Here is a 13,274-nt window from a genome sequence, read left to right on the forward strand (position 1 = left end):
ACACCCCGTTATGCGACATTTGCCCCTGTCGGCGCTCAGTCACGATTGGGTCAGGGGGACGCAGGGCCGCCTTTGGGCCTTTTCCAAGGGGCGCAGGCGGCTTAGGTAGGGGCGGAACGACCGAAAAAGGTGGCCCATGCTGTTCTGGATACTCGCGATCCTCCTGACCCTGCTGACCGTGCTGTTGCTGGTCCTGCCGATGCTGCGCGGCGCCGATGGCAAGGAGGCAGAGGACGACCCGGTGGCCAAGGACATGGCCATATACCGCGATCAGCTGGCCGAGGTGGACCGCGACCTTGCCCGGGGCGTGCTGGACGAGGCCGAGGCCGAACGGACCCGGACCGAAATCTCGCGCCGATTGCTGGCAGCGGACAGCATGGCCCGCTCTGGAGGGGCCGATGCCCCTGCCCGCAGCAGCAAGGCGATGGCGTTTGCTGTCGTTATTCTGGTCGTGGGCGGGACACTCGGTCTTTACCGGTGGCTGGGCGCGCCCGGCACGGTGGACGTGCCCCACGCCGCCCGCGTCGCCGCTAGCGCCGAGATGCGGGAAAGCCGCCCCTCTCAGGCCGCGCTGGAAGAGGCCGCCCTGCCACTGATGCCGCAAGTCGATGCGGATGAGGATTACCTTGCCATCGTCAACCAGCTGCGCGACATCGTCCCGACCCGGCCCGACGATCTGCAAGGCTGGCTCTTGCTGGTTCAGCACGAAGCGGCCCTGGGCCAGTTCGCCGCCGCCGCGCGGGCGCAGGAACAGGTCGTCCGGATCAAGGGGGACGAGGCCGGGGTCGAGGACTACACCACCCTTCTTGACCTCATGGTCGGGGCCACCGCGGATCATGTCTCGCCCGAGGCCGAGGATCTGATCCGGCTGATCCTTGACTTAGACGACCGCAACATCCCCGCCCGTTACTATCTTGGGCTGCTCTATGACCGGACCGACCGGCCGGACATCGCGTTTCGCCTGTGGCGCGGGGTGATCGAGGAAGGCGACGCCGACACCTATCACGTGTTCCAGGCCCGCCAACAGATTGAACGAACCGCCTGGCTGGCCGGGGTCGACTACACCCTGCCCCCCGAGCGCGGCCCCAGCGCCGAGGATGTGGCCAATGCCGCCGACATGACCGACGAGGACCGGCAGGCGATGATCGAAGGCATGGTCGCGCAGCTGTCCGACCGGCTGGCCAACGAAGGCGGCACGCCCGCTGAATGGGCCCGGCTGATCAACGCGCATGGGGTTCTGGGCAATACTGAACAGGCCGCCGCCATCTGGGCCGAGGCGCAGCAAGTCTTTGCCGCATCGCCCGAGGCCGTGGCCACGATCCGTGCCGCCGCCGAAGCCGCCGGGGTCGCGCAGTGATTTGCGCCAGCGCGGAAGAGTTCGCCGCCGCCCTACCCCGTCACGGCGCGGTGGCGGGCCTCGACCTTGGAACCAAGACCATCGGTGTGGCGGTGTCGGACGGGCTGCGCAGCGTGTCGACCCCGCTGGAAACCATCCGCCGGGTAAAATTCACCGCCGACGCGGCGGCACTTCTGGCCATCGTGGCCAAGCGCGACATTCAGGGGCTGGTCCTTGGCCTGCCCCTGAACATGGACGGAACCGAAGGACCGCGCGCCCAATCAACCCGCGCCTTCGCCCGCAATCTTGAACGGCTGACCCAGATCCCGATCGCCTTCTGGGATGAACGCCTGTCTACGGTTGCGGCAGAAAGAGCACTGTTGGAGGCGGATACGACCAGAAAACGTCGCTCCGAGGTGATCGACCACGTGGCCGCCGGTATTATCCTGCAAGGCATGCTGGACAGGCTGGCCTTCCTGAAGGGATAGCGCGGTGACGAAACCGGAAATGAGCGACAACATCTGGAAGCGGGCCGAGATCGACAGCCCCTGCGTGAAGATTTGCGTTGTGCACCCGGCGGCGCGTTTGTGCACCGGCTGCCTGCGGTCCATCGACGAGATCGGACGCTGGAGCCGGATGACCCCGGAAGAACGCCAGACCATTATGGCCGAACTGCCCGCACGCAAGCCGCTCTTGGTGCAGCGGCGCGGCGGACGTCAGGCACGTCTGAACCGCGACTAGGGGTGGTGGGTTAAGACCCCCCTTACGGTCAGGGGCGCTGCCCCTCTGGCCCGGTGCCCGGGCCATTCACCCCGGGATATTTGTTGACCCAAAGAAGGGGCAGGCCTCAGCGTCCAGTCCTTCTTTGGGTCTCAAATATCCTCTGGGGGCCATGAATTATCTGGTGGGGGGCGAAGCGCCCCCGGGTAAGGTGGGTTTTAACCCACCATCCTTCTCAGGATGCGCGCAGCCAGTCGCGCGGGTCCGGAAAGCAGGGCCGGAAATAGGCCATCATCCGGCCTTCATCGGGGATGGTTTGCCCTGCCTGCCACGGCGCGACGCCATGGATCGCCAGCCGGTGGACCAGCACGGCCTGTCCCGGCTCCAACGGCACTTCGGTGCGGTGGCACATCTCGAACACCTCGGCGCGGGCGTCCTTGTAGACCTCGGTCACATCGATGTCGGCCCACATCGCAGGCGGCAGCCCGGCAAAAGCGGTCATGAAAGCATCGCGGATGATCTCGTGACTGCCTTCCCAGACGACCAGCGGGCAGGCCCGGGCCTGCGTCAGCGCGATCCCAAGGATATAGGCGTGTGGTTCGCGCAGGTGCCGCCGCTTGTCCGGTCCTTCGGCCAGAAGACCGTCCAGATGGGCGGCGTCCCGACGCGCCCGGAACCGATGCGCGGCATCGCTTTCGCCCGCGTCGCGGCCCGGGTATCCCCGGTAGACGACGGAGAGTTGCGCCGGATGCAGCGGGTGGATCGTGGGCACGATCCCTTCCCATGAACCGTGCAGGGGGACTTTGCCGATCTCGCCATCAGGTCCGGTCGGCAGGGCGTCAACGCCCACGAACCATGTTCGGTCGTGGCGCAGCCACTTCGCCTGCATCTCCGGGTCCGCCGTGACCTTTCGCGCCGCCTCCCGGGCTGCCTCGGCCCATTTGGCCGTGCGCGGATCGGCGGGCAGGACGGCGAAGGACCGCTCGGTCAGGGCGTCCATTACCATCCCAGTGCCTTGCGCAGCATATTCAGCGCCACCAGAACAAGGAAGGCCCCGAAAAACCGTTTCAGCCGCCCGGCGTCTGTCTTGTGCGCAAGTGTTGCTCCCATGGGGGCCGTGATCAGCGTCATCGCCACCACCAGCCCAAAGGCCGCCACGTTCACCGCCCCGATGGTAAAGGGCGGAACATTGTCGATCTCGACCAGAAGGAACCCGGCGACCGAGGGGGCCGCGATGATCACCCCGAACCCGGCCGCCGTGGCCACGGCCCGGTGGATCGGAACGCCGAACAGGGTCATCGTTGGCACGCCGAAGGACCCGCCCCCGATCCCCATCAGCACCGACAGGAACCCGATGACCGGAGAAAAGGCCAACCCCTTGATCCCTTTTGGCATTTCACTTCCCAATCGCCAGCTGGATTTGCCGAAGGCCATGTAGAGACCGATGGCGATCCCCAAGCCGCCGAACACCCCCTGAAGCACCGCCGACCGCAGGCTTGAGGCCACCAGCATCCCAAGGATCGCGCCCAACACGATCCCCGGCGCGAAACTGCGCAGGATCGCCCAATCGACCGCGCCCTTTTTGTGGTGTGCCATGACCGACCGGATCGAGGTAACGATGATCGTGGCCAGCGAGGTCGCCAGACAGATCTGCATCAGCTGCGGCCCGTCATAGCCCAGCCCGGCAAAGGCGTAATAAAATGCTGGCACCAGAACGATCCCGCCGCCGACGCCCAGAAGTCCGGCCAGCACCCCGGCAATCGCCCCGATCACCAAGAGCAACCCGCCCATCTGGATCAGCATCATCGTATCCGGCATCCATCATCCCCCATGTGTTGCGACTTGATGCCCTGCCCCGGTGAAATGGGCAAGACACCATCCGCGTCGCCAGGGGTGGGGGATCAGGCCGTCGCGCGGCTTTCCAAGAGCTTGGTCAGCCAGTCAGGGTCCATTTCCGGCACCGAGGACAGAAGCAGTTCGGTATAGGCCGGGTGCGGCGGCGACAGGATGTCGTCCTTGATCCCCTGTTCGACCACCTTGCCTTGAAACATCACGACGATCTCGTCGCTGATCGCTTCGACCGTGGCGATGTCATGGGTGATGAACAGATAGGATATCCCCTTGTCTTCCTGCAGCTTCATCAAAAGCCGCAAGATGCCTTCCTGCACGATCTGGTCCAGCGCCGATGTGACCTCGTCGCAGATGATCACCTCGGGGTCAGCGGCCAGCGCGCGGGCGATGCAGATCCGCTGTTTCTGACCGCCGGACAGTTCGGAGGGAAGCCGGTCGTAAAAACTCGCGTCCAGTTCGATCTGTTCAAGAAGTTCGACCACGCGGGTTTCCAGCGCCTTGCCCTTTAGCCCGTGGTAGAACTCCAGCGGGCGGCCGATGATTTCCCCGACAGTCTGGCGCGGGTTCATGGCCGTATCGGCCATTTGATAGATCATCTGGATGCGCCGCAGCTGGTCCTTGTTGCGCCCCGCCAGCGCCGGGGGCAGCGGATCACCGTTGAAGGTCACCTGCCCCTTCATCGGTGGAAGAAGCCCGGTGATCACTTTGGCCGTGGTGGATTTGCCCGACCCGGATTCGCCCACGATGGCGACGGTCTTGCCCCGTGGCAGGCGGATGTTCACATCGTGCAGCACCTGCACCTTGTTCCCGTAGGCAGCATCGACCGCGTCGATGGACAAAACGATGTCGTCCGACTTTTCCGCGGGTTTGCGCAGCGACCGTACCGACCAGAGCGACTTGGTATAATCCTCTCGGGGATGGTCCAGCATGGCACGGGTTTCGGCCTCTTCCACCTCTTCCCCGTAGCGCAGGACCTTGATGGTGTCGGCCATCTGGGCCACCACGGCTAGGTCGTGGGTGATGTAGATGGCGGCGGTGTTGAATTCCTCGACGATCTTGCGCATCGACATCAGCACCTCGACCTGGGTGGTCACGTCCAGCGCGGTTGTGGGTTCGTCAAAGATGATCAGGTCAGGCCGGGGCGACATGGCCATGGCGGTCATGACCCGCTGCAACTGCCCGCCAGAAACCTGATGCGGGTATCGGTCACCGATGGTGTCCGGGTGCGGCAGCGTCAGCGCCTTGAACAGCTCGCGTGCGTCGTTCCGCGCGTCACCGTCGGATTTCAGCCCCTCGCGCACGGTCGCGCCGATGGTCTGATCGATCAGCCGGTGGGCCGGGTTGAAAGAGGCGGCGGCGGATTGCGCGACATAGGTCATCCGGGTGCCCCATAGCTTGCGCTTCTGGCTTTCTTTCGCCTTGGCAAGATCGATGCCGTCAAACAGGATCGACCCGCCGGTGATCCGGCAGCCCGGCTGGACATAGCCCATCGCAGCCTTGCCCAGCGTCGATTTCCCGGCCCCGGATTCCCCTATCAGGCCCAGAACCTCGCCCCGGTGCAGGGTCAGGTCCACGCCCTTGATGATCGGGTTCCACTTCTCGTCGGAAAAGCCTTCGATACGAATGTCCCGCATTTCCAGCAGCGGCGTGCCTTTGGGATCAGTGTTCATCGCGGATACCACTTGTCTTGTGCAGGAACCAATCGACGACGAAGTTCACGGCGACGGTCAGGATGGCGATACAGGCCGCCGGAAGCAGCGGGGTTAGACCGGCCTTCAGGTCAAACTGCGCGAACTGGATCAGGTTGGCGGATTCCCGGACCATGGTGCCCCAGTCGGCCGTGGGCGGCTGGATACCCACCCCAAGGAACGACAAGGCGGCGATGGTCAGGAAGACAAAGCAGAACCGCAGCCCAAACTCGGCCACCAGCGGCGGCAGGATGTTGGGCAGAATCTCGCGTCGCATGACCCACCCAAGACCTTCGCCGCGCAGGCGGGCCGCCTCGACATAGTCCATGACGGCGACATTGACCGCGACCGCGCGGGTCAGGCGGAACACGCGGGTGCTGTCCAGAAGCGCGATGATGATAATCAGCGACAGGGACGACGACCCGAAGATCGACAGAAGCATCAGGGCAAAGATCAGCGAGGGGATCGCCATGAACACATCGACGCCCCGGCTGATGAACTGGTCCAGATAGCTGCGGTTGATCGCGGCAATCAGGCCGAGCCCGCCGCCGATGATGAAAGCCAATATCGTTGTCGCCAGCGCGATGCCAATGGTGTTGCGGGCGCCGTAGATCAGGCGGGTCAGGATATCGCGGCCAATCTGGTCAGTGCCAAACCAATGTTCGGCGCTCCACGGAAGGTAGGACCCGAAAGAACTGTCGGCCTCGCCGTAGGGTGCGATCACCGGGGCAAGGATGGCCACACCGATGTAAAAGGCGATAATGAGCAGGCCTGCGATTGCGGTCGGCGGGGCCTTCTTAAGGGTCAGCCAGATACGCTGGGCACGGGTCCGGCGGGTCTTGACCTGGCCGACCTCGGCCGCGGCCGAATAGGATTGATTGGTCTGGGTCATTTCGGATGCAGGAGCCTCGGGTTGGTGATGATGCCGATGATGTCGGCGGTCAGGTTCAGAAGCACATAGGTCGCTGCGAAGATCATCGCGCAGGCCTGAACCACGGGAATGTCACGCGAACTGACGGCGTCGACCATCAGCTGCCCGATGCCGGGATAGACAAAGACCACCTCGACCACGACGACGCCGACGACCAGATAGGCAAGGTTGAAGGCGATGACGGCGGCGATCGGCGCCCAGGCGTTGGGAAGCGCGTGCTTCATGATCACCCGCGCGGGCGGTTCGCCCTTTAGCCGGGCCATTTCGATATAGGGGCTGGCCAACAGGTTGATGATCGCGGCCCGTGTCATCCGCATCATATGCGCGACGATCACCAGCGTCAGGGTCAGGGCCGGCAGGGCCGTTGCATAGACCCGATCCCAGAAGGGGGTTTCCGCCTGCACGTTGGCAAGGCTTGGGAAGACCGGCCACAGGGTCGCGAACAGCAGGATCAGGATGTAGGCGACGAAGAATTCCGGGAAGGAAATCGTCGTCAGGGTCGAGGCGCTGACAGTCTTGTCATAGAAAGAGTTGCGCCATAGCGCGGCGGTGATCCCAAGGAAAAGCGCAAGCGGAACCGAGATGATCGCGGCGAAGCTGGCAAGGAACAGCGTGTTGGCCAGACGCGGCGCCACAAGGTCGATCACCGGGCGCGACCGGTCCACACCGGATGCCGCCCTGCCGGAGAAGGATGTCCCGAAATCGCCGGTCATCATTGACCCGAGCCAATCGAAGTAGCGCAATACCACCGGCTGATCGAGACCGATCTCGCGCCGGAAGGCGGCCACGGTTTCCTCGGTCGCGGCCTGTCCCAGCACCGCCTGCGCGAAGTCACCCGGCAACATGCTGATCGAGGCAAAGATGATTACTGAGACGATAAGAAGCGTAAGTATCCCAAGGCCGAGGCGCTTGAGAATCGTCGTCAAGATTGGATGCATGCATCCGTCTCCCTGTGTTCCTTGTCCCGTCTCCCGTCTGCCCGAAATGGCCGATCCCGGCGGAACTTTGAGGTAGGATAGGCAGAGTCGCCGCGGGAAGACCACAAAAAATTACCCGCCATGACCCCAAAAATTTTGTTGAGGCCCGTGAGAGACGCGCATAGGCTTTGCCATGAGTTCCCCTGTCCGGACCGGGCGGGGGGAACCAAAACAGGGAGACTATAATGAAAGAAAACTTCATTGACCGGCAGCGTGCACTTCTGCGGGCTGGCCGTTTGTCGCGTCGCGACTTTATCAATTCGGCAATGACGGCGGGGATCGTCTTGCCGACCGCCATGACGCTGGCCGACGGCGCGATGGCCCAGTCCGCCAAGCGCGGTGGCGATCTGAAGATCGGCCTTGGCCACGGCTCCACCACGGACAGCCTTGATCCGGGCACCTATGAAAACGGGTTCTCGACCAACGTCGGCTACATGTGGGGCAACAGCCTGACCGAGGTCGCGCCGAACGGCGAACTGGTCGGCGATCTTGTCACCGGCTGGGAAGCTTCGCCCGACGCAATGACCTGGCGGATGCCGCTGCGCGAGGGCGTGACCTTCCACAACGGCAAGACCATGACCCCCGACGATGTGATTGCCTCGTTGAACTTCCACCGTGGCGAAGACTCCAAGTCCGCCGCCAAGGGCCTGTTCGCGACGGTCGACAACATCAGCGCCGATGGCAACACAATCGTGTTCCAGCTGAACACCGGCAACGCCGACTTCCCGTTCCTGATGTCGGACTATCACCTGCTGATCATGCCGTCCGAAGGTGGCAGCGTCGACCCGAACGCCGGGATCGGCACCGGGCCCTATGTGCTGGAAGCCTTCGAACCGGGCGTGCGCTGCTTTGGCCGCCGGAACGAAAACTACCACAAGTCGGATGCCGCATGGTTCGACACGGTCGAGGTTCTGTCGATCATCGACCCGACCGCGCGTCAGAACGCCCTGATGAACGGGACCGTCCATTTCATCGACCGTGTTGACCCGAAGACCGCTGGTCTGTTGGGCCGTGCGCCGAACGTCACGATCCTCGAAAAGACCGGGTTCCTGCACTACACCATGCCGATGCGGGTCACCTCGGCCCCCTTCGACAACTACGACCTGCGGATGGCGCTGAAATACTCGATCAAGCGTCAGGAACTGGTGGACAAGATCCTTCTGGGCCACGGCGTGATCGGCAACGACCACCCGATTTCGCCCTCGGTTCCGTTCCATGCCGCCGGTCTGGAGCAGCGGGAATTCGACGCCGACAAGGCCCGGTTCCACTACGAAAAGTCCGGCCATTCCGGCCCGATCCAGCTGTCCACCTCGGACGCAGCCTTTGCCGGTGCGGTTGACGCCGCCCAGCTGGTCGCCGCCTCGGCGGCTGAGGCCGGGATCGAGATCGAAGTGGTCCGCGAACCGTCGGACGGCTACTGGTCGAACGTCTGGAACAAGAAGGGCTGGTGCACCTGCTACTGGGGCGGTCGCCCGACCCAGGACTGGATGTATTCCTCGGCCTATACCGCGGACACCGAATGGAACGACACCGACTGGCGCACCTCGGACGCCGCGGTCCGCTTCAACGAGGTCGTGGGCCAGGCCCGCGCCGAACTCGACAACGCCAAGCGCGCCGACATGTATTTCGAGGCGCAGTCGCTGATCAACGACGACGGCGGCGCGATTGTCCCGATGTTCGCCAACTACATCATGGGTCACTCCAACATTCTGGCGCACAACGACGACGTGGCGGCCAACTGGGAACTGGACGGCTACAAGCTGACCCAGCGCTGGTGGTTCGCCTAAGTCCAGCCGGACATCTGAAACGGGAAAGGGCGCGGTGCGGACCGCGCCCTTTTCTTTTGCGGAGACTGAGATTTCCAAGACCTATCCGCATTGTGCCAAGCCGTCCGCGGGTGGCGCGGAACGCGCCGCCCATGGGGGCGGACGGCGCGTAGCCAATCTGGCGATTGACCGGAAACTAGATTGTCTTTGACGTGTCAAGAAATAACCCCGCGCGGATCGCTCCGCGCGGGGTCAGGATGTGCAAATCGCGGTCCGTCTAGCTGATCTTGGTCAGCAGCTCGTCCAGCGACTTCTTGGCGTCGCCGTAGAACATCCGCGTGTTGTCCTTGTAGAACAGCGGGTTCTCGATCCCCGAATAGCCGGTCCCCTGCCCCCGCTTGGACACGAAGACCTGCTTGGCCTTCCAGCATTCCAGTACCGGCATCCCGGCGATGGGGCTGTTGGGGTCTTCCTGCGCGGCGGGGTTCACGATGTCGTTCGACCCGATCACGATAACCACGTCGGTGTCCGGGAAGTCCTCATTGATCTCGTCCATTTCCAGAACGATGTCGTAAGGAACCTTCGCCTCGGCCAGAAGCACATTCATGTGGCCGGGCAGACGCCCCGCCACCGGGTGGATCGCAAAGCGGACGTTCTTGCCCTTGGCCCGCAGCCTCTTGGTCAGTTCGGAAACCGACTGCTGCGCCTGCGCCACGGCCATACCGTAGCCGGGGATGATGATGACGTTGTCCGCCTCTTCCAGCGCGGTTGCGACACCGTCGCTGTCGATGGCGATCTGCTCGCCCTCGATCTCCATCGCGGGGCCAGAGGTGCCGCCGAAGCCGCCCAGGATCACGCTGACGAAGGACCGGTTCATGGCCTTGCACATGATGTAGGACAGGATCGCACCGGACGAGCCCACTAGCGCGCCCACCACGATCAGCAGGTCGTTGCCCAGCGAGAAGCCGATCGCCGCCGCCGCCCAGCCGGAATAGCTGTTCAGCATCGACACGACGACGGGCATATCGGCCCCGCCGATCCCCATGATCAGGTGATAGCCGATGAACAGCGCGGCCAGCGTCATCAGCGCCAGCGGCAGGAAGCCCCCGGTGTTGAAGTACCAGATCAGGCAGATGGCCGAGAGGATCGCCGCCCCGGCATTGAGCGCGTGGCCCCCCGGCAGTTTTTCCGCCTTGGAGCTGACCTTGCCCGCCAGTTTACCATAGGCGATCACCGACCCGGTGAAAGTCACGGCCCCGATGAAGATCCCAAGGAACAGTTCGACCCGCAGGATGTTGATCTCGACCGCCGACTTGTGGGAAATCAGCGACCCGAAGGTGCCAAGCCCCTGATCGTGCAGCCATGCCTCGACCCCGGTTGCGGTCAGGGTGGTGGGCACGTTCGCCATGATCTCGGCCACGCGGCCGATCTCGAAATGAGCGTTGAAGCCGACGAAAACGGCCGCAAGGCCCACAAGGCTGTGCATCGCCGCGACCAGTTGCGGCATCTCGGTCATCTGGACGCGCTGCGCCACCTGATAGCCGATGATCCCGCCACCCGCGATCAGCAGAAGCGACAGAAGCCACAGGCCCGAACCGGGGCCGATCAGCGTTGCCGCCACCGCCAGCGCCATGCCGACGATGCCATACCAGACCGCGCGCTTGGCACTTTCCTGCCCCGACAGACCGCCGAGGGAAAGGATGAAGAGAACAGCCGCGACCACATAGGCCGCCGTGGTGAATCCGAATTCCATTGTCCCCTACCCCCTTACGATTTCTGGAACATGGCGAGCATGCGCCGCGTGACGAGGAAGCCGCCGAAGATGTTGATCCCGGCCATAAAGACCGAGAGGGCAGCAAGGAGGATCACCAGCCAGGACCCGGACCCAATCTGCATCAAGGCGCCGAGGATGATGATCGACGAGATTGCGTTGGTCACCGCCATCAGCGGCGTGTGCAGCGAATGCGACACGTTCCAGATGACCTGGAAGCCAACGAAGACCGAGAGGACGAAAACGATGAAGTGCTGCATGAAGCTGGCAGGCGCATAAAGCCCGGCCAGCAGCATCAGCCCACCACCCACCGCCAGAAGCGTAACCTGGTTCTTGGTCTGGGCTTTGAAGGCCGCGACCTCTGCCGCGCGCCTTTCTTCCGGGGTCAGCTCTTTCGGGGCTTCCTTCTTCACCGCGGCAATCGCCTGCACCTTGGGCGGCGGCGGGGGGAAGGTGATTTCGCTGGCGAAGGTGACCGTTGCGCCACGGATCACGTCGTCTTCCATGTTGTGATTGATCTGACCGTCCTTTTCGGGGGTCAGGTCAGTCATCATGTGACGGATATTGGTGGCGTAAAGGGTCGAGGCCTGCGCTGCCATCCGGCTGGGGAAGTCGGTATAGCCGATGATGGTCACGCCGTTGTCGGTGACGATCTTCTCGTCGGGCACGGTCAGCTTGCAGTTGCCACCCTTTTCGGCGGCAAGGTCGACGATGACCGATCCGGGCTTCATCGCCTTGACCATGTCCTCGGTCCACAGCTCCGGCGCTTCGCGGTTGGGGATCAGGGCGGTGGTGATGACGATGTCCATCTCGGGCGCAAGCTCGCGGAACTTGGCAAGCTGAGCTTCGCGGAATTCCGGCGAAGAAACAGAGGCATAGCCACCGGTCGCGGCGCCGTCCTGCTGTTCTTCCTCGAAGTCGAGGTAAACAAATTCCGCGCCCATGGATTCGACCTGTTCGGCCACTTCGGGCCGCACGTCAAAGGCATATGTGACCGCGCCGAGCGAGGTCGAGGTGCCGATCGCGGCAAGGCCCGCAACACCGGCGCCGACGATCAGGACCTTGGCCGGCGGCACCTTGCCCGCGGCGGTGATCTGACCGGTGAAGAAGCGGCCGAAATTGTTGCCCGCTTCGATCACGGCACGGTAGCCCGCGATATTGGCCATGGACGACAGCGCATCCATCTTCTGGGCCCGGCTGATGCGGGGGACCATTTCCATGGCGATGACGTTGGCGCCCTTCTTGGCCGCTGCCTCCATCCCTTCGGCATTGCCGCCGGGATTGAAGAAGGTGATCAGGGTCTGGCCTTCGCGCAGGCGCTTCATTTCGGTGTCGGTGGGCACCCGAACCTTGGCCACGATGTCGGCGGCTTTCCACAGGGCGGCGGCGGTCTTGACCACCTCGACCCCTGCGGCCTTGTAATCCGCGTCCGAGAACCCGGCGTTCGCGCCAGCCCCGGTTTCAATCAGGCAGTCATATCCAAGCTTTTGCAGGTCAAGGGCGGACGCAGGCGTCATGGCGACCCTGTTTTCACCCTCGATTACTTCTTTCGGAGCTCCGATTTTCACGAAAGCGTCCCCCTCTCTCTCCGTTTGCGTCCCCAGACGGCGGGCCTGCCGAAAGGGGTTTCCACCCAGTTACGGCGCAGGGCCGCGAATATCCTTGCCCGGTTGGTCCGGGTCTGATGTTGCGCATAGCGGGCGCAACAATATTTCACAACCCGGGACGCGGCGTTTCCGACCATTTTGGATAGAATTCCGACGCCCGCTCTAATCCTTCGTCGTGCCAAACCAGCGGCGGGTTTTCATCGTATATCGGGCGAAATCGGCCCTGAACGTGCGGCGTAGCCGGTCCTCCTCGGGCAAGATGAACCGCCGTTCCAGCACCCAGATAAAAACCGGGATCAGGGGCAGCGCAAGGGCCGCGTCGAACCGCAGGATCAGTCCGGCCAGAACCAGCACGTCGCCCAGATAGATCGGGTTGCGGCTGCGCCTGTAAATGCCGGATTGCACCATCTTCGCGGGCACGCGGTGCGGGATCACAGTCGTGCGCTGCTTGCGCAGCTCTGTCACCGCCAGAAGCATCAACACCAACCCACCGCCGATCAGAAGCCCGGCGGCAAGGTCGGACCACGCCCCGCCGAACCCAAGGTTCCAAGGATCGGCCAAACCGATCCGCCAGGCAAGAACCACGAAGGCAGCAAGCCAGACCGGCGGGATATCAATCCATTTCAA

The 13,274-nt window shown here is 63.5% G+C and carries 12 protein-coding genes; 4 read left to right on the forward strand and 8 right to left on the reverse strand.

The window, feature by feature from the left end; all coding sequences use genetic code 11:
* Positions 1-136: 136 nt before the first annotated feature.
* Genes ccmI through U3648_RS11525 form a run of 3 tightly spaced genes read left to right on the forward strand, consistent with a single transcriptional unit; the run spans position 137 to position 2,077 of the window.
* A complete protein-coding gene (ccmI, locus tag U3648_RS11515; protein WP_420859372.1) occupies positions 137-1,357 on the forward strand; it encodes a c-type cytochrome biogenesis protein CcmI in 1,221 nt (406 codons plus the stop codon).
* Complete coding sequence (gene ruvX, locus U3648_RS11520) at positions 1,354-1,824, forward strand: Holliday junction resolvase RuvX (RefSeq protein ID WP_420859373.1); 471 nt, start codon at positions 1,354-1,356, stop codon at positions 1,822-1,824. The genes ccmI and ruvX overlap by 4 nt, the downstream gene beginning before the upstream one ends.
* A gap of 19 nt (positions 1,825-1,843) precedes the next feature.
* Positions 1,844-2,077 carry a DUF1289 domain-containing protein gene (locus U3648_RS11525; protein WP_420859398.1) on the forward strand — a complete coding sequence of 78 codons (234 nt, stop codon included), beginning with the start codon at positions 1,844-1,846 and terminating at the stop codon, positions 2,075-2,077.
* 214 nt (positions 2,078-2,291) lie between these two features.
* Here the strand turns inward: U3648_RS11525 and U3648_RS11530 are convergent, their stop codons facing one another.
* The 5 genes from U3648_RS11530 to U3648_RS11550 all read right to left on the reverse strand — a co-directional run bounded on the left by U3648_RS11530 (position 2,292) and on the right by U3648_RS11550 (position 7,464).
* On the reverse strand, positions 2,292-3,056 hold the full coding sequence (locus tag U3648_RS11530) for a hypothetical protein (RefSeq protein ID WP_420859374.1): 765 nt from the start codon (positions 3,054-3,056) through the stop codon (positions 2,292-2,294).
* The gene (locus U3648_RS11535; protein WP_420859375.1) at positions 3,056-3,874 is read right to left on the reverse strand and encodes a sulfite exporter TauE/SafE family protein; all 819 of its coding nucleotides are present in this window, start codon (positions 3,872-3,874) and stop codon (positions 3,056-3,058) included. The genes U3648_RS11530 and U3648_RS11535 overlap by 1 nt, the downstream gene beginning before the upstream one ends.
* An 83-nt stretch (positions 3,875-3,957) precedes the next feature.
* Positions 3,958-5,577 carry an ABC transporter ATP-binding protein gene (locus tag U3648_RS11540; RefSeq protein ID WP_420859376.1) on the reverse strand — a complete coding sequence of 540 codons (1,620 nt, stop codon included), beginning with the start codon at positions 5,575-5,577 and terminating at the stop codon, positions 3,958-3,960.
* Positions 5,567-6,487, reverse strand: a complete 921-nt coding sequence (locus tag U3648_RS11545; RefSeq protein ID WP_420859377.1) for an ABC transporter permease — start codon at positions 6,485-6,487, stop codon at positions 5,567-5,569. The genes U3648_RS11540 and U3648_RS11545 overlap by 11 nt, the downstream gene beginning before the upstream one ends.
* On the reverse strand, positions 6,484-7,464 hold the full coding sequence (locus U3648_RS11550; protein ID WP_420859378.1) for an ABC transporter permease: 981 nt from the start codon (positions 7,462-7,464) through the stop codon (positions 6,484-6,486). Before U3648_RS11550 ends, U3648_RS11545 begins: the two co-directional genes overlap by 4 nt.
* 224 nt (positions 7,465-7,688) lie before the next feature.
* On the opposite strand from U3648_RS11550, the gene U3648_RS11555 reads away from it, so the two are divergent.
* On the forward strand, positions 7,689-9,290 hold the full coding sequence (locus tag U3648_RS11555) for an ABC transporter substrate-binding protein (protein WP_420859379.1): 1,602 nt from the start codon (positions 7,689-7,691) through the stop codon (positions 9,288-9,290).
* 256 nt (positions 9,291-9,546) lie between these two features.
* Here U3648_RS11555 and U3648_RS11560 read toward each other — a convergent pair whose 3' ends face one another.
* The 3 genes from U3648_RS11560 to U3648_RS11570 all read right to left on the reverse strand — a co-directional run bounded on the left by U3648_RS11560 (position 9,547) and on the right by U3648_RS11570 (position 13,274).
* Positions 9,547-11,022: an NAD(P)(+) transhydrogenase (Re/Si-specific) subunit beta gene (locus U3648_RS11560; protein ID WP_420859380.1), complete on the reverse strand. Its 1,476-nt coding sequence runs from the start codon at positions 11,020-11,022 to the stop codon at positions 9,547-9,549.
* 14 nt (positions 11,023-11,036) lie between these two features.
* The gene (locus tag U3648_RS11565; RefSeq protein WP_420859381.1) at positions 11,037-12,608 is read right to left on the reverse strand and encodes a Re/Si-specific NAD(P)(+) transhydrogenase subunit alpha; all 1,572 of its coding nucleotides are present in this window, start codon (positions 12,606-12,608) and stop codon (positions 11,037-11,039) included.
* Between the two features lie 201 nt (positions 12,609-12,809).
* Positions 12,810-13,274: a methyltransferase family protein gene (locus U3648_RS11570; protein ID WP_420859399.1), complete on the reverse strand. Its 465-nt coding sequence runs from the start codon at positions 13,272-13,274 to the stop codon at positions 12,810-12,812.

This window comes from Marivivens marinus (assembly GCF_035969385.1).
Lineage (GTDB): Bacteria > Pseudomonadota > Alphaproteobacteria > Rhodobacterales > Rhodobacteraceae > SELP01.